Genomic DNA, 25,956 nt, shown 5'->3' with positions numbered 1-25,956 from the left:
CCCAGTCTGCCCCGGCCGTCCGGCGGTGTGGCAGGGCAGGAAGTCCTGCACTCGGCGCGGCCTACGACAGGGCGTGAGCAGGGACCATCGGCACTGTGACCGCGTCATCCGAGGGTGAATGCTTGACGACATGGCCGGCCGCAGCAGCCCCGACGAACGGACCCGATACAGCGCCCTCATGCTCGCCTGCCGAGCACCCTCACTGCACAACACGCAACCGTGGCGATGGCGCATCGAGACCCGCTCGGTGCACTTGTTCGCCGAGCGCTCCCGCCGGTTGCCCGCGATCGATCCGCACGGCAGACAGCTGATCGTGAGTTGCGGTGCCGCACTGCACCACGCCAGGGTCGCCTTCGCCTCGCTCGGCTGGCGCACCGATGTGACGCGGCTGCCCAATCCAGCGCTGCCGGATCACCTCGCGGCGCTGGAGTTCGGGCGGCTCGCCGAGATCTCGCCCGAGACGGTGCGACTCGCTCTCGCCGCAGCCCACCGGCACACCGACAGGAGACACTTCCTGCCCGCACCGATCCCGGCCGAACTGCGCGACCAGCTGGTCGCGGCGGCTGGGGAGGAGGACGCGAGCCTGACCCTCGCCGACGACGACGAGCAGCGCAGGGAACTCGCCGTCGCGATCCGGCATGCCGATTCCGTCCAGCACGCCGATCCCGCCTACGCCGCCGAACTGGCCGAGTGGACGGGGCGTTCCGACCTCGCGGAGGAAGGCATTCCGGCGAGGAACCTGCCCCGGCAAGGTGGCAGGGGAATGATCCGCAGGGACTTCGACCCCGAGGGCAGAGGCACGCTGGAGGTGCCGCCCGCTCTCGACGACGGCGCGATGATCGCTGTTCTTTCCACCGGCGGTGACGACGAGCGGGCGTGGTTGCGTGCCGGTGAGGCGCTGAGCGCCGTGTTGCTCACCGCCACCGAAGCCGGTCTGGCGACCTGTCCGCTCAGCCAGATCGCCGAGGTCGGGGAAAGCCGCGACGCCGTGCGGCGGTATGTCCTCACCGACGGCAGCGGGTATCCGCAGATCGCCCTGCGGCTGGGCTGGCCTCCCAGTGCCGAGGACATCCCGAACACCTACCGCCGCGCGCTCGACGACGTGATCGAAACGGCGGCGCAGGCCGGAGGCCGGTCAGGAGGCTCGGCGTAGGATCGAGGTCAGCAGCCGGATGACGACATCGAATGAGTGCGCGGTGGAACCTTCGTGTGAATTCCCTGATCACGGCCATCGGTGTGCATACCCGCCATGCGGGTGATCGCCCGCGACGGCCTGCACGAGATCGAGATCGCACGATCCCGGTTCCGGTGCACCGTCGCGAGGGTCACGGACCTCGACGAGGCCTCGTCGATCGTGGCGCGGGTCAGGAAGGCGGGCCCCGACGCCAACCACCACTGTGTCGCCCTGCGCGTGGGTGATCCCGGCGCGGGCGGGTTCACGGCGCGGAGCAGCGACGACGGCGAGCCCGCGGGTACGGCCGGTGTCCCGATGCTGGAAGTGCTGACCAGGCGCGACCTCACCGATGTCGTCGCCGTCGTCTCCCGGTGGTTCGGTGGCACCAAACTCGGTGCAGGTGGGCTGATCAGGGCCTACTCCGGTGCGCTCACCGCGACGCTGGACCTCGTCGGCGAACTCCGCAGGGTGCGCCACCGCGAACTGCTGGTGGCCGTCCCCCACGACCGCGCGGGACGGCTCGAACATCAACTGCGCCGTTCGCCGTACCGGCTGAGAGGTGTGGACCACGGCGCGGACGTCACGTTCACGATCGCCGTCGCCGAAAACGAGTTGGACGGCTTCCGGGAATGGCTGGCCGCACGCTCCGGCGCCGAGATGGAGACAATCGACGCCGGGCCGTGCGACGTCTTCGTCCCTTGATCACCCGATCGCGCACTCTCTTTTCCCGTGAATCATTTCGGAGTGCCGTTCTCGAATTACGTTGAAGAACACGATCGGACGGCGCGCACCGGAACACATGACCGTGATCAGCGATTATCACCTGGTCAGGCATCCGTCAGCGCGGGTCGGCACACGCCAGGGTGGCGGGGCGGAAACTCAGGTCGCCCTCCGCGACACGGTGAGCTAGCGCCGGATTCGCCGTTTCCGAACGGATCGCCACATCCCCATTCAGCGGGAACGGATTTGTCGCCACATCGCGACATCGCACATTCACCCGATACGGAGAAAACGCATGAAATTGCTTCCGAAAACGGTGGCCCGCACCGTGGCCGTGATCGCTCTCGCACTCGGCACCGTGGGTGTCACCGGATCGCCCGCGCTCGCGCAGACCGAGGACCCGCGCGCCACGGTCTTCCCCGGCAACGCCACCACGTGTGAGGATGCCGGTCTCGAAGGCGAGATCCTGACACCCGGCGTTGACTTCACCTACACCGGGGGAGGCCCGGACGACCAGTTCGTGACCATCGAGTCCGTCTCCGAGGGCACGGAGGTTACCGGCATCGTCGTCAAGGGCGGCCCCAACTACAACGTGTACGTTCCCGGAACGCTCGGCCTGCCTGCCGACCCGCCGTGGGAGGACCTGCGGTCGCCGCTGAACGAGGGCGGCAACATCCCCACGATCAGCCACTGGTTCGTCTGCGGCACCCCGGGCGACGGCAACGGCAACGGCAACGGTGACGGCGACAAGTGCTGCCCCGGCCTGCTCGGCATCTTCCAGCTCGAGAACATCAACCAGAACTCGGGGTACATCAACGAAACCCACGGCTGGAAGCACTGAGGCACACGCCGTCAGCGACAACTGAGCCCTCATCTCGCCACCTCGTCGCTCGATCACGCTCGCCGGAACTCGGCACGATCGGGCAGGAGAACGGCGGGTGAGGGCTCAGTCGTGTCGGCGTCGTGTCGGCCTGTGCCCTGTCGGCTCACCATCACCGGCCTGCTGTGTTGCCACCCACGGTGAGCCCGCCTCCGCCGACGCTGTCCTCACCCGTGTGCTCCGCACGGTGGCGAGCGACCTCACCCGACGCGACGATGAGGACGCGACAGGGCAGGCCGACCAGGACTCGGGGGACGGTGATGAGGGCATCGCAGGCGGGAACGGAACAGGTCCCCACCACCTCACGTGGTGGTCCGGTTCTTATGCTCGTGCTGGCCACACTCGGCTTCGCGCTCAACTTCTGGGCGTGGTCGCTGCTCAGTCCGCTCGCCCCCGCGCTGTCCCGCGAGTTGGGGCTCAGTGCCTTCGAGAAGTCTCTCGTGGTCGCGGTGCCTGTGGTGGTCGGGTCGCTCGGCCGCATCCCGATCGGCGCACTCACCGACCGGTACGGCGGGCGCCGTATGTTCCCCCTCGTGTCCGTGGCGACGATCGTGCCGGTGCTGTTCCTCGGCTTCGCGGGCGACACCTCGCTGGCCGCGCTGCTCGTCGGCGGATTCGTGCTCGGCATCGGCGGCACCGTGTTCGCCGTGGGCATCCCGTTCGTCAACGCCTGGTTCCCTCCACATCGCAGGGGCCTCGCCAACGGGATCTACGGCGTCGGCATGGGCGGCACCGCCATCGGTGCGCTCACCACGGTGACGCTCGTCGATCTGTGGGGACAGCCGACGCCGTTCGTGGTGACAGCGGTGTGCCTCGCGGTCTACGCCGCTGTCGCCACGCTGTTGCTGCGGGACCCGCCAGGACGCACCTCGCACGGCGAGCCGCTGAGCCGCAGGCTACGCACGATCCTGCGGATGCCGGTGACATGGCAGGCTTCCGCGCTCTACGCCGTGGCCTTCGGCGGCTACGTCGCGTTCTCGGTGTACCTGCCCGCCTACCTGGAGACGGCGTACGCGCTGGCGGAATCGGACGCGGCGAACCGCATGGCGGGGTTCGTGGTGGTTGCGGTGATCATGCGCCCGGTTGGCGGCTGGTTGTCCGACAGGCTCGGCCCGATCGTGGTGTTCTCCGTGTCGATGGCCGTGGTCGCCGCGGGAGCGGCGATCCAGTCGTTCACACCATCGCTGATGCCGCTGGGCACCGTGGCTTTCCTGTCCATGGCCGCGGGGCTCGGACTCGGCACGGGCGCGGTGTTCGCACTCGTGCCGCTGTTGACCCCCGCCGAGCGGGTCGGCGGCGTGACCGGAGTGGTCGGCGCGGCAGGTGGCCTCGGTGGGTTCGTTCCACCACTGGTGATGGGAGCCGTGTACGGGCTGCTCGGCTCGTACACGGTCGGGCTGGCCGCGCTGTCCGTCGTGGCGGCGGGGATGCTGGTCTTCGTCCTCACGGTCGTCCGGCGCGGCGTGCGAGCCCACCAGGCGGCGGCAGGCACACCGTGAACCCCCATGCGACACGCACTGCGGTCCCCCCTTTCCGTCGCTATGGTCGAGAAGCGCCAAGGCGGCAAGATCGTCCCCGTTCGCCGAAAGGGGCCGCCCGATGAGCACCGCGGCTGACAAACCCGGACTGGACAGCGAACTGACGGACGCCCTCGTGCGCACCCGCCGCTACTTCACGCGCGCGACGGTGTCCGACGACCGCCGCACCATCGAACACGTCGGGGGGAGACGGGCCGACACCTTCTACCGTGATCGCTGGAGCCACGACAAGGTCGTGCGCTCAACCCACGGCGTGAACTGCACGGGGTCGTGTTCGTGGAAGGTCTACGTCTCCGACGGGATCATCACGTGGGAGTCCCAGCAGACCGACTACCCTTCCGTCGGCCCCGACCGGCCGGAGTACGAGCCCCGGGGCTGTCCTCGCGGAGCGGCGTTCTCGTGGTACACCTACTCCCCCACGCGGGTGCGCTACCCCTACGTTCGCGGGGTGCTGCTGGAGATGTACCGGCAGGCACGCCGGGACACCGGCGATCCCGTCGCCGCGTGGGCGCGGATCGTGGAGGACCCCGAACTCGCCCGTCGCTACAAGTCCGCACGCGGACACGGCGGTCTGGTCAGGGCCAGTTGGGACGAGGCAACGGAGCTGGTGGCCGCCGCCCACGTGTACACGATCGCCCGATACGGCCCCGATCGGATCGCCGGTTTCTCCCCGATTCCCGCCATGTCCATGGTCTCCTACGCCTCGGGGTCGCGGTTCCTCTCGCTGATCGGCGCGCCGATGCTGTCGTTCTACGACTGGTACGCCGACCTGCCGGTCGCGTCGCCGCAGGTGTTCGGCGACCAGACCGACGTTCCGGAATCCGGTGACTGGTGGGATGCCGGGTATTTGATCATGTGGGGTTCGAACCTTCCCGTCACCCGCACTCCGGACGCGCACTGGATGGTCGAGGCCCGCTACCGGGGCCAGAAGGTGGTCGCGGTGTCGCCCGACTACGCCGACAACGTCAAGTTCGCCGACGACTGGCTCGCCGTGCGGCCCGGCACCGACGGCGCGCTGGCCATGGCGATGGGCCACGTGGTGTTGCGGGAGTTCTTCGTCGAACGGCTCGTGCCCGGCTTCGCCGACTACGTCAAGCGCTTCACCGATCTGCCGTTCCTCGTCCGGCTCGACGAGCACGGCGACGGCTACGTGCCGGGCAAGTTCCTCACGGCGGCCGACCTCACGAACGATGTCGGCGCCGACGCGGAGGGCAAAGGCACAGGGCAGGGCGCGGACACCGACGAGCACGCGGCGTTCAAGACCGTGCTGCTCGACGCGGTCACCGGCGAACCCGTGGTGCCCAACGGTTCCGTCGGCTTCCGCTACGGCGACGAGGGCGCGGGCCGGTGGAACCTCGATCTCGGCGAGATCGACCCGCTGCTGTCGCTCGCGGGTGAAGGAGCCGGCTCGGTGCCCGTGCTGCTGCCGCGCTTCGACCCCGTGTCCGATGCCGTGTCCGATGCCGTGCCCGACGATGGACGCGACGGCACGCGAAACGGCGCCGAACGCGCAACCGGCTCGGGGCCGGGGGTGCTCCGCAGGGGAGTCCCGGTGCGGCGCGTGGCGGGAAAGCTCGTGACCACCGTGTTCGACCTCCTGCTCGCGCAGTACGGGGTGGGGCGCGACGGGCTGCCCGGTGACTGGCCGACCGGCTACGACGACGCCGATTCGCCCTACACACCTGCCTGGCAGGAGAGGATCACCGGTGTACCGGCCGTGGCTGCGGCGCGCATCGGCCGGGAGTTCGCCGCCAACGCCGAGGCCACCGGCGGCCGTTCGATGATCATCATGGGTGCGGGCACGAACCACTGGTTCCACTCGGACACGATCTACCGAGCGTTCCTCACGCTCACGATGCTCACCGGAGGGCAGGGCGTCAACGGCGGCGGCTGGGCCCACTACGTCGGGCAGGAGAAGTGCCGCCCGATCACCGGCTGGAGTTCACTCGCGTTCGCGCTCGACTGGTCGCGCCCACCCAGGCAGACCATCCAGACCGCCTACTGGTACCTGCACACCGACCAGTTCCGCTACGACCACTCCGGCGCGAACGCCCACACCGCCGCCACAGCGCGGGGAACGCTGGCGGGACTGACCACCTCGGACCTGCTCTCGCGGTCCACTCGCATGGGCTGGATGCCGAGCGCACCGACCTTCGACCGCAACCCGCTCGACCTCGCCGACGAGGCCGAAGCCTCAGGGCGTGACCCCGTCGAGCACGTCGTGGAGGAACTGAAGGAGGGCAGGCTCGGCTTCGCCTGCGACGACCCCGACGCACCGCAGAACCATCCGAAGGTGCTGGACGTCTGGCGCGCGAACCTGCTCGGCTCGTCGGCCAAGGGCAACGAGTACTTCCTGAGACACCTGCTGGGCACGGATTGCTCACTGCGGGCCGAGGAGGTGCCGCCACACGCCCGCCCTCGCGAGGTCGTCTGGCGCGACGACGCCCCGGTCGGCAAGCTCGACCTGCTGCTGTCGCTGGACTTCCGCATGACGAGCACGACTCTGTTCTCCGACGTGGTGTTGCCGTCGGCCACCTGGTACGAGAAGCACGACCTCAACACCACCGACATGCACCCGTTCGTCCACTCGTTCAACCCGGCCATCGCACCGCCGTGGCAGACCCGCTCGGACTGGGCTGCCTTCCAGGCGATCGCGGAGAAGTTCAGCGCGCTGGCCGCCACCCACCTCGGCACCCGCCGCGACATCGTGGCCACTCCCCTGATGCACGACACCGCCGACGAACTCGCCACACCACGCGGCGTCGTGCGGGACTGGAAGAAGGGCGAGTGCGCCCCGATCCCGGGACTGACGATGCCGAGACTCACCGTCGTCGAGCGCGACTACACCGCCGTCGCGGCGAAGATGAACGCGCTGGGACCGCTGCTCGACTCCCACGGCGCGACCACGAAGGGGGTCACGTTCACCGTCGATCGGGAGATCGCCTACCTGCGGGAGAAGAACGGGACGGTCCGGGGTGGACCCGCGCACGGGCGGCCCTCGCTGGCCCGCGAGGTGGACATGTGCGAAGCCATCCTCGCGCTGTCGGGCACCACCAACGGGCGGCTCGCGACACAGGGTTTCGAGGCGCTCGAACAGCGCACCGGTGTCCGCCTCGCGGACCTGGCCGCCGAGCACGAGGGCAAGCTCGTCACGTTCGCCGACACGCAGAGCGCGCCGGTTCCGGTGATCACGTCTCCCGAGTGGTCGGGCTCGGAAGCCGGGGGCAGGCGGTACGCACCCTTCACCATCAACGTCGAGCGCGGCAAACCGTGGCACACCCTCACCGGGCGCCAGCACTTCTACCTCGACCACGAATGGATGGCCGAACTCGGCGAAAACCTGCCAGTGTTCCGGCCTCCGCTCGACCTCACCGCCCTGTTCTCCGATCCCCGGCCCGGCGAGCACAGCGCGAACGGGCTCGCCGTGCGATACCTCACGCCGCACAGCAAGTGGTCGATCCACTCCGAGTACCAGGACAACCTGTTCATGCTCAGCCTCTCGCGGGGCGGGCCGACCATCTGGATGTCCGTGGAGGACGCCGAGGCGATCGGGGTCTCCGACAACGACTGGATCGAGGCGGTGAACCGCAACGGCGTCGTGGTGGCCCGCGCGATCGTCACCCACCGTATGCCGCGCGGGACCGTCTACATGTACCACGCGCAGGAACGGCTCATCGACGTGCCGAAGACCGAGACGACCGGCAAGCGCGGCGGTATCCACAACTCGCTGACCCGCCTGCTGATCAAACCGACGCACCTGGTCGGCGGGTACGCGCAACTGTCCTTCGCGTTCAACTACCTCGGCCCGACGGGCAACCAGCGCGACGAGATCACCGTCATCCGCAGGCGCGGCCAGGAGGTGACCTACTGATGCGGGTCATGGCACAGCTCGCGATGGTGATGAACCTCGACAAGTGCATCGGGTGCCACACGTGCTCGGTGACGTGCAAGCAGGCGTGGACCAATCGCTCCGGGGTGGAGTACGTGTGGTTCAACAACGTCGAAACCCGCCCTGGCCAGGGTTATCCCCGCACCTACGAGGACCAGTCGCGCTGGCAGGGCGGCTGGGAGCTGAACCGGAAGGGACGGCTGCGGCTGAAAGCGGGCGGCCGGTTGCGCAAGCTTCTCACGATCTTCAGCAACCCGAAGCTGCCGAACATCAGGGATTACTACGAACCCTGGACCTACGACTACGCCACCCTCACCGACGCCCCCGCCCAGGACGACGTCCCCGTCGCGAGGCCGCGATCGCTGATCAGCGGCAAGGAGACGGCGATCACCTGGTCGGCGAACTGGGACGACGATCTCGCAGGCGCGCCCGAGCACGGACCCGACGACCCGCTCGTGGCGAAACTCTCCGAGAAGGTCAAGTTCGAGTTCGAGCGCACGTTCATGTTCTACCTGCCCCGGATCTGCGAGCACTGCCTCAACCCGTCGTGTGCGGCCTCGTGTCCCTCCGGCGCGATCTACAAGCGCACCGAGGACGGCATCGTGCTCGTCGATCAGGACCGCTGCCGGGGCTGGCGCATGTGCGTCACCGGCTGCCCCTACAAGAAGGTGTACTTCAACCACCGCACCGGCAAGGCCGAGAAGTGCACCTTCTGCTTCCCCCGCGTGGAGGTCGGGCTGCCCACGGTGTGCGCGGAGACGTGCGTGGGGCGGCTGCGCTACATCGGTCTCGTCCTCTACGACGTCGATCGGGTCACCGAGGCCGCGTGCGCGCCGGAACAGGACCTGCTGCGCGCGCAACAGGAACTTCTGCTCGACCCGAACGACCCTGACGTGGTGGCGGCGGCGGAGCGTTCGGGCATCCCGCACGACTGGATCGAGGCCGCGCAACGCTCACCGGTGTACCACCTGATCAACACCTACCGGGTGGCGCTGCCGCTGCACCCCGAGTACCGCACGATGCCCATGGTGTTCTACATCCCGCCGCTGTCGCCCGTCGTCGATGTCGTGCGCGACACCGGGCACGACGCCGAGGACCACGGCAATCTCTTCGCCGCCATCGACGCCCTGCGCATCCCCGTGGAGTACCTGGCCGAGCTGTTCACCGCCGGTGATCCCGATCCCGTCAACGACGTGCTGCGCAGGATGGCGGCGATGCGCAGCTACATGCGTGACATCAACCTCGGCAGGGAACCGGACGAGAACATCCCGGCGCGGGTGGGAATGACCGGCGAGCGGATGTACGACATGTATCGATTGCTGGCGCTGGCGAAGTACGACGAGCGCTACGTGATCCCGCCCGCACACGCCGAGCAGGCGCACGGACTTGAGGAGCTGGCCACCGAGTGCAGCCTCGACTACGAAGGCGGCCCCGGGATGGGCGGGTGGGGCCCGTTCGGCGAGTCGTCGGGCGGCGTCACTCCGCTGGCCGTGGAGAACTACGAAGCCCTGCGGTCGCGGCAGACGAGCGACACCCCCGCGGCGCCGATGGACAAGCAGAATCGGATGAACCTGCTGAACTGGGACGGCAAGGGACGGCCTCCCGGTCTCTTCCCGCCGCGCGACGACGGCGGACAGGCGGGTGGTGGACAGGCGAAGGACGCGGGCGGTGATCCGAACGCGGAGACGGAGCCGAAACCATGACGACCGCGCTCGCCGACGCCGACCGCCGCACAGCCCTTGCCTGGCAGGTGCAGTCGCTGCTGCTCGACTACCCCGACGGGCGGCTGCGGGAGCGGCTGCCTCTGCTGTGCAGGGCGGCCGAGAACCTGCCCTGCGAGGTGGGCGGCCCGCTGCTGACGCTCTGCTCGCACCTCGACACCACCCCACCGGCCGCGCTGGCAGCCGATTACGTGGACACGTTCGACCACCGCAAGCGGTTCAGCCTCTTCCTCACGTACTTCCGCCACGGCGACACCCGGGCCAGGGGGATGGCGCTGCTGCGTTTCCAGCACGCGTACCGGGTGGCGGGATACCGGATCGCGCCGACGGAACTGCCCGACCACCTCGCCGTGGTGCTGGAATTCGGCGCGACCGTGGACTTCGAGGCAGGACGGCGGCTGCTCACCGAGTACCGCGCCGGTGTCGAGCTGCTGCGGCTGGGGCTGCGCGAACACGGCTCCCCCTGGTTCGCGGTGCTGGAGTCGCTGTCGCGCACACTGCCGAAACTCAGCAGGCGGGAACGAGCGCTGGTCGCGCGGATCGCGGAGAACGGTCCACCGGAAGAAGAGGTCGGTCTCGGCCCGTATAGCGCGGCGAGCCCCGCGGGACCGGCAGCGCGCGCCCAGGGAGGAGCCACGGTATGAGCCGCCTTTCCGTTCTCTCCGCGATCCGGCAGGTGGCCGACCTCGGCACGGCCGACATCCTGCTGTGGGTGGTGCTTCCGTACGTGTCGCTGGCCGTGTTCGTCCTCGGGCACATCTGGCGTTACCGCTACGACAAGTTCGGCTGGACCACCCGATCCTCCGAGCTGTATGAGAACCGGCTGCTGCGGCTGGGCAGCCCGCTGTTCCACTTCGGAATCCTCGTGGTCTTCCTCGGGCACGTCGGCGGCCTGCTCGTGCCGAAGTCGTGGACGGAGGCGGTGGGCATCGGGCAGGAGACCTACCACGTCCTCGCGGTGGCACTCGGGGTCGTCGCGGGTGTCGCGACCCTCGCAGGCGCCGCCATCCTCGTGTACCGGCGGCGCACGGTCGGCCCGGTCTTCTCGGCCACAACGCGCAACGACAAGGCGATGTACGTGCTGCTGGTCGGCACGATCGTGCTCGGTCTCGGCACCACGGTGCTCGGCAACCTGACGGAGACTCCCCACGACTACCGGGAGACGGTCTCGCCGTGGTTCCGTTCGATCTTCGCGTTCCAGCCGGAGCCGGGACTCATGGCCGAGGCCACACTGGGCTTCCAGCTCCACGCGATCGCCGCTCTCGCCCTGTTCGCGTTCTGGCCGTTCAGCCGCCTCGTGCATGTCTTCTCGATGCCGCTCGGCTACCTGACCCGGCCCTACATCGTCTACCGCAGCCGCGACACCACGCTCGGAACAACGGTGCCGAGGCGAGGCTGGGAACGCACGCCGTGACGGGCGGGCTGATCAACGATTGTGATCGCCGCGCTGAAGTGGCTGACGTAGAGGTGACAGCCCGTCATAGCTGACTGTGATCACGCGGCTACTATGGCATCGCGGATTCGTCTTGGGGGGATTCCATGACATTGTTCAAGAACACCACCTACACCGTGGGTGACTTGGTCCATCGCATACAACGTGGCGAGGTCGGACTCCCCGACCTCCAGCGGCCGTTCGTCTGGGACGCCAGCAAGGTGCGTGACCTTTTCGACTCGCTCTACCGGGGATTTCCCGTCGGAAGCCTGCACCTGTGGGAAACGGGTGCCCAAGCCGGTGCCCGGCAGATCGGAGACGACCGGAAGCAAACCATTCCACACCTTCTCGTCGTGGACGGCCAACAGCGACTCACCTCCCTCTTCGCCGCGATCACCGGTAGCGCCGTGGTGAACGAGAAGTACCAGGAGGTGCGTGTCCGCATCGCTTTCCGGCCCGCCGACGGGGCTTTCCAGGTCTGCGATGCCGCGATCGAGAAGGACCCGGAGTACATCCCCGACATCTCGCTCGTGCTGGGCCAGAGGGGAACCAACAAAACGATCAATCGCTTCCTCTCCCGTCTGGGAGAACGGCGCACCGTCGATGAGGACGAGCAGGACCATCTCGCCACAGCCATCGACCAACTCCACGACATCCTCGGCTACACGTTTCACGCGGTGGAGTTGTCCTCCTCCGTCGAGCCGGAGGCCGTCGCGGACATCTTCGTCCGCATCAACAGCAAAGGCACACCGCTCAACCAGTCCGACTTCATCCTCACGTTGATGTCGGTGTTCTGGGACTCAGGACGCCGGGAACTGGAACAGTTCTCGCGGTCCAGCCGCGTGCCCAGTACCACGTCGGCGTCGTCGTTCAACTGGCATCTACAGCCACGCCCCTCGCAGTTGTTGCGAACGAGCATCGCGGTCGCGTTCCGGCGGGCCGTGCTCAAAGCCGTGTACTCGCTGCTTCGCGGACACGACATGCGTGGAGGAATGCTCGACTCGGCTCAACGCGAGGAACAGTTCGCCCGGCTGCAACGCGCTCAGGAACAGGTACTCGACATCTCGAACTGGCACGAGTTCCTGCGGTGCCTCGAACACGCTGGTTTTCGCAGCGCCCGCATCATTTCGAGCCGGAACACCATCGTCTACAGCTACGCACTCTGGCTCATCGGGCGCATCGACCACGGCATCGCTCCGGAACGGCTTCGCGATGCCGTCGCCCGCTGGTTCTTCATGGCACAGATCACCAGCCGCTACACCGGGTCATTCGAAAGCCGAGCGGAAGCGGACCTCGCACTCCTCGGCCCTGGTGAAGTTCGAAACGGCGACGAGTTCCTGCGCCGCATGGACAAGGTGGTCTCCGACACCCTCACACACGACTTCTGGAAGATCACACTTCCCAACGATCTCAGCACATCAGCCTCAGGTTCTCCGGCGCTGTTCAGCTACCTCGCCGCGCTGAACATCCTTGACGCCGACGTCCTGCTCAGCAAAACCAAGATCCGAAGTCAGATGGACCCAGCCCTGCTCGCGAACAACACCGTGGAGCGCCAGCATCTGTTCCCCCGAGGTTTCCTGCGGAACTCGCTCGGGCTCCAGACCGTGAAGGAAATCAATCAGATCGCGAACATGGCGATCGTGGAGTGGGCCAGCGACGTGGTCATCGGCGACCGCGCCCCCAGCGAGTACTGGCCGGAGCAGGTACGGGCGGCTCGCCTTTCAGAATCTCGCCTCGACAAGCAACGCTACCTGCATGCAGTTCCGGACGGTTGGGAGAAACTCGATTACGACACGTTCCTCGAACAGCGGCGCCGCGGCATGGCCGCCGTCGTCCATGACGCCTTCGACAAACTGGGGGAGGTGTCCTACCAGCCCCACTACGATCCCCCGACCCGCACCTATGTCGAGCGTGATCACGACATGTCCGGAGGAAAGGTGACCGTGCTCGGCGACCTCCTCACCAGCGGGCTGATCGAAGAGGGCGCGCGCATGTACGCGGCCGAGGCGGACGTCGCGGCCACCATTCTCGCCGACGGCCGGATCCGGATGGACGGAGAGATCTACCCAAGCCTCGCGACCGCCTCCGTCGCTGCCGGTGCCGCGGGCAACATCGAGAACTTCTGGCAGGTCGAGACCAAGGAGGGCGTGACGTCGTTGCGCGAGCTGTTCATCCGCTACCGGAGGCTGTCATGACGCGGGGCCGAGCGTCATGACGATATGCGCGGCGAGGTTTTCAAGGTAGGTGACGACGCTTCTCGCCTCGTCGGCCTTGATCGCCGCTCGCTGTCCGGGCGTACCCGGGTCGAGATCCGCCTGGTGGACGATCTGGTTACGCCGCTGGACGATGTGGGAGAGCCTCTCCCTGATGCTGTCGGCGGTAACGGTGCCACCGGTTTCGGCGCGCATCTGTTGTGCCACAGCGTGCCAGAACCGGCTGCCCTTGAAGACATGACCAAAGGCTTCCGCGATCTTGTCAGGGGACTGGAAGGAGCGGTAACGGAAAGTCTCGCGGAGGAAGCGGTCGAACTCGTCGCGCAGCGACGCGCCGTCGTGATACACCCTGTCGAACAGCGAGAGAGGAAGTTCCAGCTTCGCCAATCTGCTGGGCTTGTCCTTCGTGGGTTGCAGCAGCAGGTGCAGCGCTCGATGGTGAACTTCCTCGAAGACCCAGTGGTCCAGAGCGCCGACCGCCATGACCCACGCCGAACGGTACAGGTCTGTGACGTCGAATTCAGTGACGTGCTGCTGCTCCAGCCGCTCGCCACCGTCGATCAGGCCTTCGGAGTACTTGAGGTTCTGTCGAAGGGTACGGAAGGCCTGCGTGGTCCTGTTCAACGGAAGACTCTCCCCCCGGGTCATGCCGAGATCCTCGATCTCGGATCGTCTCATCACGTCGATCCGGCCCGGCAACGCGGTCATCGCACCCCGTTATCCCGTCGTGTGCCCTTGCACGTCGAAGCCGCGGGCGCCTCCGCGTGCCCGAGACCGCTGGCGGCTACTGGTACCTCGCCAGGTCCTCGGCCAGTCTGCGGGCCTGGGCGGCCTCGTCGTGTCGCCCCAGCGCCTCCAGTGCCCGCGCCCGGTTGTGGTGGGTCTGCGGGTCTTCGAGACCTTCGTCCACGGCCCGGTCGAGGCGATCCAGCGCCTCGCGAGGACGTCCGCACGCCAGCAGCGCCGCACCCTCCGCCGCCAGCGCGTAGGCCAGCAGCGCGGCGTTCTCGGCCTGCTCTCCTGTCTCGAAAAGGCGGACAGCCTCCTCGCACAGCTTGAGGGCTACGGGTGCCTCTCCCCTGTCGAGCAGCAGGATCGCCAGGTTCACCCTGGCCGAGCCATAGCCCGGCTCGATACCGATGGCGGTGCGGTAGGCATCGGCCGCCTCGTCGGCACGGCCCGCCGACGACAGCGCGGCACCCTTGTCGAACGCCGCCTGCGCGTTGCGGGGATCGAGACGAAGGAGGTCGTCGAGCACGGACACGGCCTCGTCCGTGCGACCCAGTTGGCGCAGCGTCACAGCCCGGTACAGCAGCGCGTGCGGATAGGAGGGCCGCAGCCGCAGCGCCGTGTCGAACTCCCTCAGAGCCTCCTCCCACCTACCTGCCTCCCCGCGCGCCATGCCCTCCTGGTAGGCGATCACCTCGGGCGGATCGGGCCGCTCGAACACGCGTGACCATCGCCGCCTTCCGTCCACCAGCCTTCCGGCACATCGTGGACAGCTCGGCCCGCGCAACCTGCCACTTTGCTTGTGGACACACCGGTCGCACAGCGTGGATTTGCAGTCCACGCAGATCCGGAACTCCACGGCCCACACCTCGGGTTCGGCCAGCGCCACCGGATTGGCCTGACGCAGCTCGGTCATGGAGACCAGCCGCCCGCACCCCCATCCCACACACGACCCGACCGTCACCTTGCCGCCCTCCGCTCGATCTCCTCGGTACGCAACCAACCCAGTCCCGCGTCGGCCAGCGCGTCGAACAGCGTCCGCCGCTCGACGCGCCCCAGTGCCGCACGTGCGAGGAACGCCTCGACATGCGGCCGCGCGGCCTCATGCCAGTCCGAGGGCTGCGGGAACTCGTAGTCCCATTCCAGCCGCCAGACCACCGTGTGATCAACACCCACCGACACCGCCGTCCTCGCGTCGGCGCTCAGGCCGAGCCACACGACCTCGTTGGTGTGACCTGTTAGCGTGCGCAGGCAGGTGCCCGCGTCGAGATCCCAGACCCGCACCGTGCCGTCGTCGCCGCAGGACAGCGTGAACCGGTCGTCCGCACATGGCGCGAGCATCCGCGCCGCGCCGTCGTGCCCGGTGAGTTCGGCAGCGAGTTCCCCCTCGGCGACCGCGAACACCCGCACAGCGCCGTCCTCGCCTGCCGTGTGGGCGCGGCGGCCGTCCGCGCTCACCGCCAGCCACAACACAGGTTCCGGGTTGCAGGTCAGGACGTCGCGAAAGTCCTGGGTGCGCGGGTCCACCACCCACAACGTCCGCTCGCCGAATCCCACGGACATCGCGGTGCCACCGTCCACACTCACCAGCCACGGCCCGACATGTCTCGGTTTGCCAGGCAGGATGCGCAGGAATCGCCCGGTTTCGGTGTCCCACACGGCGGCCGTGCCACGCTTGCCGACCGCGAACACGAGCCGAGCGTCGTGACTGAACGCGACCTCATCGATCTCGCCGGAGAAACCACTGAGCACCCGAAGGCAGGCGCCACTCGCGAGCTCCCACACCCTGACCTTCCTCCGGCGGCATGCGGACACGAGCAGTGCGCCATCCGCGCTGACCGCCACGGCCACGACCTCGTCCCGGTGACCGGTGAGGACGGCGCGGAGCTGTCCGCTACCGGTGTCCCACACCCGTACCCGCCGGTCCGCGCAACCGGCGACCGCCGTGGTGCCGTCCGGGCTGAGCGTTCTCCCCCTGAGTTCGAGCCCTTCCGCACTCAACCGCAGCAGGCGCCGCCCTGTGCTCAGATCCCACACCACATCTCCGGTGAGCAGGGCGGAACCGTCGCGGCTCAGCGCGTGGCGGCTGAGTGCGGCGTGGAAGAGCCAGCGCTGGTCGTCGGCGGACGCGGTGCGCGAGACCCGGTGTTCGAAGGCGTGTGGCAGCTCGAAGCGCTGCCACACGGTGAGCACTCCGGTGCGCCGCCCTTTCCGTCCGATGTGCGCCCACCGGTCGAGCAGTTCACGATTTCGCTCGTATCCGGGCAGGGTGAGGGCCTGCCGCAGCACACGCGCCGCAGCGGTCAGCGCGCCGTCGGCGATGCGCCGGTCGGCCCTCCGCAGTGCGCGGCGCACCCTGTCGGCCACGGTCGTGTATTCCGTCGCCGACCGGTGCCTCGGGTAGCTCCACGCGGCCGAGGGACCCAGCCTCGGCACCGGCAGCGCGATCAGCTGCTCGTGCCCGATGACGGCTCTGCGCCCTTGTGCGTCGAGTGCCCCGTGCTCGCAGGTGTGGGGCAGAGCACGAACGCAGCGGTCCTCGTCGAGAGACCACACCTGCGTCTCGGCAGGCGTGGAGAGCAGCACGGTACGGCCGTCACCGCTGATCGCACGCGGCCTGATGTCCTTTGTGTCCAGTGGGACCGCGCGGACGGGGGCGGCTTCCTCGGTGTCCCACACCTCAAACCCGCTCTCCGCGCCCACCAGCGCGAACCTGCCGCCTGGCGAGAGCAGCGCGGTCGATCGCGGAAGGCGCAGCACCCGCAGCAGATGGCCTGCGGGATCCCAGACCCGGATTCGCACGTGGTGGGACTCCCAGCGCACGACGCGACCCTCCGTCATCGCCACCGCGATACCGAAACCGGTGGTGTGCGGGCGTTGCACGGTGCGGACGAGGCTGCCGTCCTCCAGGTCCCACAGCCACACCGCGCCGTCGTCGGCCGCCGCGACGAGCGAGGTGCCTTCGGGGCTCACGGCCACAGAGCGGGCGACACCCGACGGACTGCGGATTCGGTGCCGCAGCGTCCCGGCTCCGGTGTCCCACACCAGGATCTCGCCGTCCTGCCCGCACGAGGCCAGCACGCTCCCATCGGCGCTCAGCCCGAGGTCGTACAGCCGTCCGGCGTGCGCGGGGAAGGTACGCGGCGCCGCTGTCGTATCCAGCCGCCACACCCGCACGACGCCGCGTTCACCGTCCCGCCCTGACCGCCCTGACCACCCTGACCACTGTCCCGAACCCGCGTCCGTGACACTGCCCGCGCAGACCCGGCCGTCCGCGCTGACGGCGCTCACCGCGCTCCAGTCCTGCCCGCTGGCGAGCACGGCCGGCTCCGGCACCGGTGGGAGTGCTCTGGCTGCCTCGACCGCCGCGGTGATCTCGGGGATGTTCCCAGCGTCCTCCGCCACCGAGGCCAGCAGCGCCAGAGCCTTCTCCCTGTCGCCCCGCTCCAGGTGCACGAGGCCGAGCAGGTAGTCGTCGATCCAGTCGCCCTCGTGGTTCTCCCTCATCTCCTCCATGCGGGCCACGAGCCGGGCGTCGCTGAGCCGTCCCGCCCGCCAGTGGTGCAGCCCCCGGTTGTAGACGGTGTGGGGATGGTGGGGGTCAGCGCGCAGCGCCTCGTCCCACAGCCGCTCCGCGCGGTCGGCCAGCCCGAGGTCGAGCAGGGACAGTGCCCGGTTCGACAGCCCGTCGGCGAGCAGCCGGGCCGCGGGAGGTTGCTGCCGGGAATACGGCTGTCCGGTCAGCTCCTCGTAGACCCCGGCGAGATCGTCGGCCACCTCCGTCAGGTCGGAGGGCCGCTCGCCGGGATCGGGCGCGAAACACCGGGCGAGCAGCTCCACCACCTGAGTCGGCATCCGGGGTATCACCGGGTCGTCGCCAGCGCCCTCCGCGAGGCGGGACAGCGCGTCGGCGGCCAGCTCGCCGTCGCGCACCGGTGGTCGGCCGGTGAACATCTCGACGACGCTCAGCGCCCACGACCACACGTCGGTGGCGCGGGTGAGACCGATGCCCTCGCCACGTGCGGCGCGCGCCTGTTCCGGCGAGCAGTAGGCCGGGGTCAGACCGCCGCAGCTCACGAGTTCCGAGCCGGACGGCCGCTCGCCCGCGGCGACCCTGGCGCGGGCGAGGCCGAAGTCGGTGATCTTGGCTGTGCCGTGGCCGAGGAGCAGGATGTTGGCAGGCTTGACGTCCTGGTGGATCAGACCGCTCGCGTGTGCGTGGGCGAGTCCCCACGCGCTCTGCACCGCGACGTCGAGCAGCGCGGGTAGCCCGCCCCGGTGCAGGCGACGGGTCCTGATCGCGTCGGCGAGACTGCCGCCGTCTGCCCACTCGGCGAACACGTGGGGCAGGTCGGCAAGCCTGCGCACGTAGACGCAGTCCACCACGTGCGGATGCGGGGCGAGTTCGACCCAGCGTTGTGCCTCGGCCTCGAACCCCCGCACGGCTTCCGCGGAGGCGACGAGGCCGGGCCGGGGCACCTTGACCGCGAGATCGACGTTCCAGCCCCTGTGCCACACGTGGTAGACCACGCCCATGCCTCCGCTGGTGATGACGTCACGAACCTCGTAGAGGCCGTGCACCACCTGCCCGGGAAGCCAGATCGCCATCAGTCCGCCAGCGCCACGTACAGCGGACTACCCAGCACGACACGGCGGCTGCCGAGACACCCGGACAGCAGTCGTTTGGCGACGAATTCGACGTTCTGGAGCGGGCCGCGCAGGTTCGCCGTGGCGAGTTCGACGGCACGCAACGCCTCGTCGTCGGCACCGGTGCCCACCCCGAGAAGGTCACCGATCTCCGGCTCGGCCGCCAGCCCGTCCAGCAGGTTAGGCGTGACCGAGCGTGGCACGCCCTCCGCGTCCCGCTCCGAGGAGCTGCCGAGGACATGCTTGCCCGAACCGCCGAGGCCGACGACGGTGCCGTCGATCTCGCCCCCGAAGTACACAAGCGACGTTCCGTGGAACGGGCCCCAGCGCATCGGCAGGATTCCGCCGAAGAACTGTCCCGGCTCCGCGACCGATCCCAGATCACCGAAGTCGTGCAGGTGCCGGACGACGCGCTCCAGCCTCGCGATGCGGTCGGACCCCGACGGCGCCTCGACGCCGCGCTTCGCCCCGAGCAGCGGAAGGCTCACGCTGACCTCGGTGGTGCGCTTTCTGGTCAGCGCGGGATCGATCTGCGAGAGCAGCATGTCGATCTTGTCATCGCTGATGTACACGTAGTAGCGGAACGACACCTCATCACAGTACGCATCCAAGACAGGGAAGTGGAGACCTTCTCGACCAGGGCTTCTCCGGAACACAGGGTCCAGGTTCCGACCCGTCGCGGCGTCGATCGAGTGGCCGGCCGGAATCCGTCACACGGCACGAAGATCCGGCGGTCATGATCCAGCGGGAACGGCGAGCGCGCACCGCGCGTCGCAGCGAAGACCTGATCCATGTGCGCGGCCGCTCCGGTCGTGCACCGTCGAAAGGGATGCCGTTCGTGAGTGTGGACGACTGGCCCGAATCCGTGGGCGGCTGGGACCTCGCCCGGCACGACCACATCGAGAACTACCGCAAACGACTCGCGAACAATGTGACGGTCTTCGCTGTCTGGGACAACAAGTCCGGCAAGGGTTCGGTGAACGCCAGGGTCGAGCCGCTGGGGATCGGGCGCACCCTCACGTCCAGCCGCACGGACTTCGACGACAAGACGGCGTTCTGGACGGCGGCCCGCTGCATCGTGGACATGGCCGCGAACCTGCCCTCACTCGGCGCGGGATCGGAAAGCCCCGCGCCCTCGGCGATCGCCTCCGAGGTAGCGGGAGAGGTCGAAGCCGAACCCGGTTCCAACGGAACTCCCGAGGCTGAACTCACCTTCACTCTGGTGGACGGCCGTTCCGTCACTCTGATCATGTCCGACGAACAGGCTTTCGACCTCTGCACGCGGATCTACCGGCTGGACAAGCACGTGTGGAGCGAACGGCGAGACGACGAGGACAGCGACTTCGAGGACGGCGACGACTTCGACGACGGCGAGGACTTCGACGACGGCGGGCACGCGGATGGGCACGACGGTGAGGACGGCGCGGACGACGCCGGCAGCGGCGCGGTGCCCGACGTCGGTGACGTCCAGGCGGGGCCTGACAGCGGACACGACCTGGTCACACTCCTCGGCGACCGGTTCGGGGTCACGGAGGATTTCCTCATGTCGCACATCGACTGGTCGGCTCTCATCGTCGTGGGTGAACCCGCCGTGAGCTCACTCATCGAGAGGGGCGACGAGCTGGTCGCCGCGGTGCGGCCGAGGTGGTACCCGGTGGTCGTTGACCGGCCCGGCGAGCAGTGGGTCGTGTTGCGGCGCACCGGGATGCTCTACTGAATCGGCTCCCGGCTCACACCGGCGATCGATCGGCCCGGTCAGCCGGACCGGAGGCCGACCTTGGCGACACCGCCGTCCGAGGAAGCCAGGTCGATCACGCTCTCCAGCAATCCGGGGAACCGCCGTTCCAGTTCGGAACCGCGCAGACGCACGAAACAGCGGGTTCCTTCCTCCCTGGTCCGCGTGATACCCGCCGATCTCAAGACCTTCAGGTGATAGCTGAGCGTTGACTTGGCGACGGGGGCGTCCAGCTGGCCCCAGGCCCGTTCCTCACCGTCGCTGAGGAGCCGGACCAGGCCGAGCCTGACCGGATCGGCCAGCGCGTGGAGGACAGCCGGCAGATCAACGGCCTCGAGATCCGGGTGTGTTGCGGCAGCCATGCCGGCAGACTACAGTGCGCCAAGATCGTTCGACGTTCGACGAACATAGGAGAAAAGTGCCCGCTCGACATTCCATCTGGTTGCCGACCCTGTTCGTCGGCATGCTCGCGCTCGGCACCGACGAGTTCGTGATCGCGGGCCTCCTTCCCTCGGTCGCGGACGACCTCGGGGTGTCGGCGGGCACAGCGGGCCAGCTTGTCACCGCGTTCGCGCTCGCGTTCGCACTCGGCGCCCCGGTTCTGGCTGTGCTGACCGACCGCCTCGATCGCAAGAGGCTGCTCACCTCCGGACTGCTCGTCTTCGTTCTCGCCAACGCCGCGGTGGCGCTCAGCGACGACTTCGCCCTCACACTGGGCCTTCGCATCGTGGCGGGACTCGCCGCCGCCGTGGTGTCCCCGACGTGCATGGCGATCGCGGGCACGGCGGCGCCGGAAGACCGGCGTGGCCGCTACCTCGCCGTCGTCACCGCCGGTCTCACCGTCGCCCTGTTCACCGGTGTGCCGCTCGGGGCGTTTCTCGGTGAGGCACTGTCGTGGCGCGCGACGTTCGTGCTCATCGCGGCCGTGGCCGCGATCGTGCTCGTGCTCGCGCACCTGTTCGCGCCCTCGGTGCCCGGCGGGGAGCCCTCGGACCTCGCGGCCCGCCTGGCCCCTATCCGGAACCCGAGAGTGTTGCTGCTGGTCGCCGCGATGTTCTTCTCCGGAGCAGGCGGGCTGGCGTTCTACAACTACCTCGGGGCGATCCTGGACGACCGGCTCGGCGCGACGCCCGGCGAGGTCGCGTTCGCCCTGATCGTCGTGGGAGTGATCGGTGTCGTGGCGGTGTTCCTCGGCGGGTCGCTCAGCGACCGGCTCGGACCGCGCAGGGCCTCGGCGCTCGTACTCGGCGGACACTGCCTCGCGCTCGGCGCCGTCGCGATCCACCTGCACAGCGCCGGTGAACTCGGCGCGGCCACCTTCGCCCTCGTCGCGGTGTGGTCGGTGTTCGCGTGGGGACTGAGCCCGGTGATGCAGGCGGCCGTGCTGGGGGCCTCCGGCTCACGGCCGATGGCTGCCATGTCGCTGGGCATCAGCGGCCTCTACGGCGGAAGCGCGGTCGGAGCAGCCGTGGGAGGGTACCTCTTCGATCAGCACGGCCCGGCGCTGATCCCCGTCGCGGGAACGGCGTTCCTTGCCGTCGCCGTGCTCAGCGCCGTGCTGGGCACACGCCCTGCCCGGCTCACCGGTGACGTCGCCCAGGGCACGGAGGGCACGGAGGGCGAGGAGGGCGCGGAGCGACCGGTGAACCGGCACTCGCGCTCGTGACTTCTCCCCGTCCCGAACGCGAGGACGCCGCGGCGGTGTGAGTCCCGCCGCCGCGGCTACACCGTCTCTTCCCGCCAGTAATCCCGTGCTCCCCACCTGGCCCATTCCGCGTCGCACTCGGCGGGCTTGCGCCCCATGATTCTCGTGACGAGCTGGACGTAGCCGTTGTAATACAGTGCCCGCTTGTTCGCGAGCGCGGTGCCCGACAGGTTGGCTGGCCGGTTCGCCGTGTCGTAGGACACCCACCATGCCCGGTTGCAGCCGTCCTGCGCGAGAAACGAACGCAGCGCATCCCCCGTCGCGTAGTGGTCGGGGTGATCACCGGGATTGCGGGACCTGTCGTGGTCGGAGGCGTGCACCCACGGGTTCGGGTTCGTGGCACCCTGCCCCTCCGCCGAGACGACGGCTCGCAGGGTCTGCACCACGTCGGCCCACGAGGAGCAGTGCTGCGCGGGAATCTCCGGAGTCCCGAGACTGTCGAGTCCGCTGATCACGCCGTCACGGAGTTTCGGCAAACTCTGGAAACCGGTCGAGGAAAACCCTGTGCCGTCGATGTTGCCGTCGGGAAGACGAAGGAAGTAGCACCGCCAGCTCCCCGCGCGATAGCACCGCAGCCTTCGCCCGTTGATCGTGACCACGGCCGGGGTGAAGTCCTCCGGCTTCGCCGCGCGCAGGGACTCCACGAGGCCGTGCTCGCGCGTCCACCACCAGTCGTCGATCCGGCCCGCATCGCCCGCCGTGGTCACGATGCTGACCACCTTGACGTCGGGCCAGTGCAGGTCGTTGTAGAGCATCTCGCCCTTGAACAGCAGAGCATCGTCCGGATGACCGCCGATGTGGAAGACAACATGCATGCGTAAAACCACTCCCTCGGTCTTCGCTGGCGGAAACCGCGTACGCCCCCACCCGATATCGGCCAAGGCGCACGCGGTCTCGACAGGCCCCGGCCAGTTCCCACTCGAACGAACACGGGACCTTCAGACCGAGGGAGCGGCGTTCACGGTCAGGCGTCGTAGTCCACCGTGAGCGCATCGGACGCGGGCAGCGACTGGCACGTCAGCACGAAGCCGTCTGCCACCTCGGAGTCCTCCAGCGCGAAGTTACGGCGCATGTCGGCGGTGCCGTCGGTGACCTTCGCCCTGCACGTGCCGCAGACCCCGCCCTTGCAGGCGAACGGCAGGTCGGGCCTGACGCGCTGCGCTCCTTCGAGCAGGGACACGTCCCGTGGCAGGGACATCGTGGTGCTCCTGCCGTCGAGCACGACGGTGACCTCGCTGGTGAGGCCGGCGGCGGGCGCCTCCTCGTGGCGTACGGGAGCGGGCGGAAGATCCTCGACGAAGAACAGCTCCTGGTGAATGCGCTCGGCGGGCACACCCGCGTCGAGCAGGTGCTGCCTCGCGGTGGTCACCATCTCGAACGGCCCGCACAGCCACCAGTGGTCGGTGCCCGCGACGTCGCCGAGCACCGGCCCCAGCGCGGCGAGCTTGTCCGAATCGAGCCTTCCGGTGAACAGCTCCGTCTCCCTCGGCTCGCGCGACAGCACGTGCACCAGTTCGAGACGGTCGAGATAGCGGTCCTTCAGGTCGGCAAGCTCCTCGGCGAACATCACCGTGTCGGTGCGCCGGTTGCCGTAGAGGAGGGTGACGGTCGATGCCGGGTTGCGCAGCACCGTCGCCGCGATGGACAGCACCGGCGTGATCCCGGAACCCGCCGCGATCAGCACGTGGTGGCCAGGCACGTCAGGGTCGGGGCTGAACGTGCCCGTCGGCGTGCCGACCTCGACCGTGTCGCCGGGCCGTACCTGACGCACGAGCCACGTAGAGAACAACCCCGTCGGCACCTCGCGCACACCGATCCTCAGCGGTGCGCCCTCCGCCGCACAGATCGAGTACGACCGCCGCTCGTCGCGGCCCTCGACGGTGCGCCGCAGGGTGAGCGACTGCCCTGCCCTGAAGGCGAACGAGTCGGCCAGCTCGCCGGGGACGTCGAATGTGATCGCCACCGCGTCGTCGCACAGCCTGGTGACATCGGCGACGGTGAGGGTGTGGAACTCACCGCGGGGCCGGGGCTTCGTGGTCGTGGTGGAACGCAGGTCCTGGTTCATGAGCCGCCTCCGTGCGAGCGAGGATCGGCGGTGGCTCCACCGAGACAAAGGCCCCGCAGGACCGGGAAATGATGGACGTCGTGGAACACGGCCTAGATCTCCTTGACGTGCTCGAACGGTTCGTGGCAGGCGCGACACCGGCGCAGTGCCTTGCACGCGGTGGCGCTGAACCGCGACACCTCGACGGTGTCGGCGGAACCACACTGCGGGCAACGCACCCGCGAAACAGGCGCGGAGAGTGTCAGCGGAATCGGTCCCGACCTTCGCGGCACGGGTCCAGGAGGGGCGATCCCCGCCTCGGCGAGCTTGCGGTGACCCTCCTCGGTGATCCAGTCGGAGGACCACGCGGGGCGCAGCACGGTTCGCACCTCCACCTCTGCGAAACCGGCCTCTCCCAGAGCGTGCACGAGGTCGTCGCGCATGGCGTCCATGGCCGGGCAACCGCTGTAGGTGGGGGTGATCGACACGACGACCTTGCCGTCCTCCTCGCGGACCTCGCGCAGGACACCGAGATCCGCGAGCGTGAGCATGGGCAGTTCGGGGTCGGTCACCGTCTCCGCCACCGCGCGGGCGCTGTGCGTCGTGGTCATCATGTCGTCACCACGTCGCGCCGGGGTGGGCACGTGCCACGCTCTGCAACTCGGCGAGCAGGTAACCGAAGGCCTCGGTGTGCACGCCGTCCCTGCCCGCCTTCCCCGACACGCCGGGAAGACCAGGGGCGTCCGGGACGTCGAGGGTCGCGGCGTGCAGAACCTGCGCGACGACGTCGTCGAACTCGGCCCTCACCTGCCCCGGATCGGCGGCGGCTCCTGCCGAGGCGAGGTCGCGCTCGACGTCGTGGACGGTGAACAACTCCTCGACGTAAGGCCACACCGCCGCAAGGCCTGCCAGCATCCGCTCGTGGGAGAACTCGGTTCCGTCGCCAAGCCGGACGACCCACTGTGCGGCGTAGTCGCGGTGGTAGGTCAGTTCCTTGACGGCCTTGGCCGCCACCGCCGCGAGGACGGGGTCGCAGGAGGCGGTCAGCCTCTGGAACACCGCGAGCCGCCACGTGGAGAACACGAACAGTCTCGCGATCAGCTCACCGAAGTCGCCGCGCGGCAGCTCGGCCAGTCGCACATTGCGGAACTCGTGCTCGTCACGGAAGAAGGCGAGCTGGTCCTCGCTCCGGCCGCTGCCCGTCGCCGCCTCCTCGGCCGCACCGGCTCGCGTGAGCAGCAGCCGGGCCTGTCCGAGCAAGTCCAGTGCGATGTTGGCGATGGCCATCTCGTCTTCGAGCTCGGGCGCGTGGGTGCACCACTGCTGCAACCGGTGGGAGAACACCAGTGCGTCGTCGCCGAGCATGAGGCAGTACTCGCCGAGCTTTTCCGGGTCCACACCGGACGGAACGGTGGTGTCCACTCCGGACAGCGGGTCGGTGAACCCGGTTCCGAAGGCCCACCGCGCGTCGCTGGACTCGGTCACGGCCTCGTAGGCGTTGTCGAAGGACACGGCAGTCACACCCCCTC

Annotated in this window: 20 protein-coding genes; 11 read left to right on the top strand and 9 right to left on the bottom strand. The window is 68.7% G+C overall.

Features of this window, described 5'->3' with window-relative positions; all coding sequences use genetic code 11:
- Window positions 1-130: 130 nt before the first annotated feature.
- From SACXIDRAFT_RS17450 to SACXIDRAFT_RS17410, 9 genes are all read left to right on the top strand, one after another.
- Window positions 131-1,153: an Acg family FMN-binding oxidoreductase gene (locus SACXIDRAFT_RS17450; RefSeq protein WP_157599681.1), complete on the top strand. Its 1,023-nt coding sequence runs from the start codon at window positions 131-133 to the stop codon at window positions 1,151-1,153.
- 96 nt (window positions 1,154-1,249) lie between these two features.
- Complete coding sequence (locus tag SACXIDRAFT_RS17445) at window positions 1,250-1,876, top strand: IMPACT family protein (protein ID WP_006239948.1); 627 nt, start codon at window positions 1,250-1,252, stop codon at window positions 1,874-1,876.
- 313 nt (window positions 1,877-2,189) lie between these two features.
- Entirely contained in the window at window positions 2,190-2,735 is a 546-nt protein-coding gene (locus SACXIDRAFT_RS17440; protein ID WP_006239947.1) for a hypothetical protein, read from the top strand.
- Window positions 2,736-3,034: 299 nt separating this feature from the next.
- Window positions 3,035-4,273 carry an MFS transporter gene (locus SACXIDRAFT_RS17435; RefSeq protein ID WP_006239946.1) on the top strand — a complete coding sequence of 413 codons (1,239 nt, stop codon included), beginning with the start codon at window positions 3,035-3,037 and terminating at the stop codon, window positions 4,271-4,273.
- 100 nt (window positions 4,274-4,373) lie between these two features.
- Window positions 4,374-8,183: a nitrate reductase subunit alpha gene (locus SACXIDRAFT_RS17430; protein ID WP_006239945.1), complete on the top strand. Its 3,810-nt coding sequence runs from the start codon at window positions 4,374-4,376 to the stop codon at window positions 8,181-8,183.
- Window positions 8,183-9,904, top strand: coding sequence for a nitrate reductase subunit beta (gene narH, locus SACXIDRAFT_RS17425; RefSeq protein WP_006239944.1), 1,722 nt, complete (start codon window positions 8,183-8,185; stop codon window positions 9,902-9,904). Before SACXIDRAFT_RS17430 ends, narH begins: the two co-directional genes overlap by 1 nt.
- On the top strand, window positions 9,901-10,566 hold the full coding sequence (narJ, locus tag SACXIDRAFT_RS17420) for a nitrate reductase molybdenum cofactor assembly chaperone (RefSeq protein ID WP_006239943.1): 666 nt from the start codon (window positions 9,901-9,903) through the stop codon (window positions 10,564-10,566). Before narH ends, narJ begins: the two co-directional genes overlap by 4 nt.
- Window positions 10,563-11,336 (top strand): respiratory nitrate reductase subunit gamma, encoded by a 774-nt coding sequence (narI, locus tag SACXIDRAFT_RS17415; protein WP_006239942.1) that lies wholly within the window; start codon window positions 10,563-10,565, stop codon window positions 11,334-11,336. The genes narJ and narI overlap by 4 nt, the downstream gene beginning before the upstream one ends.
- Before the next feature lie 125 nt (window positions 11,337-11,461).
- Window positions 11,462-13,549 carry a GmrSD restriction endonuclease domain-containing protein gene (locus SACXIDRAFT_RS17410; RefSeq protein ID WP_006239941.1) on the top strand — a complete coding sequence of 696 codons (2,088 nt, stop codon included), beginning with the start codon at window positions 11,462-11,464 and terminating at the stop codon, window positions 13,547-13,549.
- On the opposite strand, the gene SACXIDRAFT_RS17405 is transcribed toward SACXIDRAFT_RS17410, so the two are convergent.
- The 4 genes from SACXIDRAFT_RS17405 to SACXIDRAFT_RS17390 form a co-directional block, all read right to left on the bottom strand.
- The gene (locus tag SACXIDRAFT_RS17405) at window positions 13,544-14,275 is read right to left on the bottom strand and encodes a hypothetical protein (protein WP_006239939.1); all 732 of its coding nucleotides are present in this window, start codon (window positions 14,273-14,275) and stop codon (window positions 13,544-13,546) included. The two genes, SACXIDRAFT_RS17410 and SACXIDRAFT_RS17405, sit on opposite strands and share 6 nt — an antisense overlap.
- A 76-nt stretch (window positions 14,276-14,351) precedes the next feature.
- Window positions 14,352-15,212, bottom strand: coding sequence for a tetratricopeptide repeat protein (locus tag SACXIDRAFT_RS17400; protein WP_232285323.1), 861 nt, complete (start codon window positions 15,210-15,212; stop codon window positions 14,352-14,354).
- Window positions 15,213-15,256: 44 nt separating this feature from the next.
- Window positions 15,257-18,904 (bottom strand): protein kinase domain-containing protein, encoded by a 3,648-nt coding sequence (locus SACXIDRAFT_RS21840; protein ID WP_006239937.1) that lies wholly within the window; start codon window positions 18,902-18,904, stop codon window positions 15,257-15,259.
- Window positions 18,904-19,533, bottom strand: coding sequence for a DUF7019 family protein (locus tag SACXIDRAFT_RS17390; protein WP_006239936.1), 630 nt, complete (start codon window positions 19,531-19,533; stop codon window positions 18,904-18,906). The genes SACXIDRAFT_RS21840 and SACXIDRAFT_RS17390 overlap by 1 nt, the downstream gene beginning before the upstream one ends.
- A 239-nt stretch (window positions 19,534-19,772) precedes the next feature.
- Between SACXIDRAFT_RS17390 and SACXIDRAFT_RS17385 the strand changes: the two genes are divergently transcribed.
- The gene (locus SACXIDRAFT_RS17385; RefSeq protein WP_006239935.1) at window positions 19,773-20,660 is read left to right on the top strand and encodes a hypothetical protein; all 888 of its coding nucleotides are present in this window, start codon (window positions 19,773-19,775) and stop codon (window positions 20,658-20,660) included.
- A 38-nt stretch (window positions 20,661-20,698) separates the two neighbouring features.
- Here the strand turns inward: SACXIDRAFT_RS17385 and SACXIDRAFT_RS17380 are convergent, their stop codons facing one another.
- On the bottom strand, window positions 20,699-21,040 hold the full coding sequence (locus SACXIDRAFT_RS17380) for an ArsR/SmtB family transcription factor (protein WP_006239934.1): 342 nt from the start codon (window positions 21,038-21,040) through the stop codon (window positions 20,699-20,701).
- 56 nt (window positions 21,041-21,096) lie between these two features.
- Between SACXIDRAFT_RS17380 and SACXIDRAFT_RS17375 the strand changes: the two genes are divergently transcribed.
- Window positions 21,097-22,344 (top strand): MFS transporter, encoded by a 1,248-nt coding sequence (locus tag SACXIDRAFT_RS17375; protein WP_006239932.1) that lies wholly within the window; start codon window positions 21,097-21,099, stop codon window positions 22,342-22,344.
- 56 nt (window positions 22,345-22,400) lie between these two features.
- Here SACXIDRAFT_RS17375 and SACXIDRAFT_RS17370 read toward each other — a convergent pair whose 3' ends face one another.
- The 4 genes from SACXIDRAFT_RS17370 to paaC all read right to left on the bottom strand — a co-directional run bounded on the left by SACXIDRAFT_RS17370 (window position 22,401) and on the right by paaC (window position 25,939).
- The gene (locus SACXIDRAFT_RS17370; RefSeq protein ID WP_006239931.1) at window positions 22,401-23,198 is read right to left on the bottom strand and encodes a PIG-L family deacetylase; all 798 of its coding nucleotides are present in this window, start codon (window positions 23,196-23,198) and stop codon (window positions 22,401-22,403) included.
- A gap of 149 nt (window positions 23,199-23,347) precedes the next feature.
- Window positions 23,348-24,448, bottom strand: coding sequence for a 1,2-phenylacetyl-CoA epoxidase subunit PaaE (gene paaE / locus SACXIDRAFT_RS17365; RefSeq protein ID WP_006239930.1), 1,101 nt, complete (start codon window positions 24,446-24,448; stop codon window positions 23,348-23,350).
- Window positions 24,449-24,540: 92 nt separating this feature from the next.
- The gene (paaD, locus tag SACXIDRAFT_RS17360; protein WP_006239929.1) at window positions 24,541-25,041 is read right to left on the bottom strand and encodes a 1,2-phenylacetyl-CoA epoxidase subunit PaaD; all 501 of its coding nucleotides are present in this window, start codon (window positions 25,039-25,041) and stop codon (window positions 24,541-24,543) included.
- Between the two features lie 4 nt (window positions 25,042-25,045).
- Window positions 25,046-25,939, bottom strand: coding sequence for a 1,2-phenylacetyl-CoA epoxidase subunit PaaC (paaC, locus tag SACXIDRAFT_RS17355; RefSeq protein WP_006239928.1), 894 nt, complete (start codon window positions 25,937-25,939; stop codon window positions 25,046-25,048).
- Window positions 25,940-25,956: the final 17 nt, after the last annotated feature.

The organism is Saccharomonospora xinjiangensis XJ-54 (assembly GCF_000258175.1).
GTDB classification, from domain to species: Bacteria; Actinomycetota; Actinomycetes; order Mycobacteriales; family Pseudonocardiaceae; genus Saccharomonospora; species Saccharomonospora xinjiangensis.
This window is presented reverse-complemented; position numbering and strand designations above follow the sequence as displayed.

What these genes read in the sequence shown, in the direction of transcription:
- SACXIDRAFT_RS17450 (WP_157599681.1), top strand. Translation starts at nt 131, where the DNA reads ATGGCCGGCCGCAGCAGCCCCGACGAACGGACCCGATACAGCGCCCTC.
- SACXIDRAFT_RS17445 (WP_006239948.1), top strand. Translation starts at nt 1,250, where the DNA reads ATGCGGGTGATCGCCCGCGACGGCCTGCACGAGATCGAGATCGCACGA.
- SACXIDRAFT_RS17440 (WP_006239947.1), top strand. Translation starts at nt 2,190, where the DNA reads ATGAAATTGCTTCCGAAAACGGTGGCCCGCACCGTGGCCGTGATCGCT.
- SACXIDRAFT_RS17435 (WP_006239946.1), top strand. Translation starts at nt 3,035, where the DNA reads ATGAGGGCATCGCAGGCGGGAACGGAACAGGTCCCCACCACCTCACGT.
- SACXIDRAFT_RS17430 (WP_006239945.1), top strand. Translation starts at nt 4,374, where the DNA reads ATGAGCACCGCGGCTGACAAACCCGGACTGGACAGCGAACTGACGGAC.
- narH (WP_006239944.1), top strand. Translation starts at nt 8,183, where the DNA reads ATGCGGGTCATGGCACAGCTCGCGATGGTGATGAACCTCGACAAGTGC.
- narJ (WP_006239943.1), top strand. Translation starts at nt 9,901, where the DNA reads ATGACGACCGCGCTCGCCGACGCCGACCGCCGCACAGCCCTTGCCTGG.
- narI (WP_006239942.1), top strand. Translation starts at nt 10,563, where the DNA reads ATGAGCCGCCTTTCCGTTCTCTCCGCGATCCGGCAGGTGGCCGACCTC.
- SACXIDRAFT_RS17410 (WP_006239941.1), top strand. Translation starts at nt 11,462, where the DNA reads ATGACATTGTTCAAGAACACCACCTACACCGTGGGTGACTTGGTCCAT.
- SACXIDRAFT_RS17405 (WP_006239939.1), bottom strand. Translation starts at nt 14,275, where the DNA reads ATGACCGCGTTGCCGGGCCGGATCGACGTGATGAGACGATCCGAGATC.
- SACXIDRAFT_RS17400 (WP_232285323.1), bottom strand. Translation starts at nt 15,212, where the DNA reads ATGACCGAGCTGCGTCAGGCCAATCCGGTGGCGCTGGCCGAACCCGAG.
- SACXIDRAFT_RS21840 (WP_006239937.1), bottom strand. Translation starts at nt 18,904, where the DNA reads ATGGCGATCTGGCTTCCCGGGCAGGTGGTGCACGGCCTCTACGAGGTT.
- SACXIDRAFT_RS17385 (WP_006239935.1), top strand. Translation starts at nt 19,773, where the DNA reads ATGCCGTTCGTGAGTGTGGACGACTGGCCCGAATCCGTGGGCGGCTGG.
- SACXIDRAFT_RS17380 (WP_006239934.1), bottom strand. Translation starts at nt 21,040, where the DNA reads ATGGCTGCCGCAACACACCCGGATCTCGAGGCCGTTGATCTGCCGGCT.
- SACXIDRAFT_RS17370 (WP_006239931.1), bottom strand. Translation starts at nt 23,198, where the DNA reads ATGCATGTTGTCTTCCACATCGGCGGTCATCCGGACGATGCTCTGCTG.
- paaE (WP_006239930.1), bottom strand. Translation starts at nt 24,448, where the DNA reads ATGAACCAGGACCTGCGTTCCACCACGACCACGAAGCCCCGGCCCCGC.
- paaD (WP_006239929.1), bottom strand. Translation starts at nt 25,041, where the DNA reads ATGATGACCACGACGCACAGCGCCCGCGCGGTGGCGGAGACGGTGACC.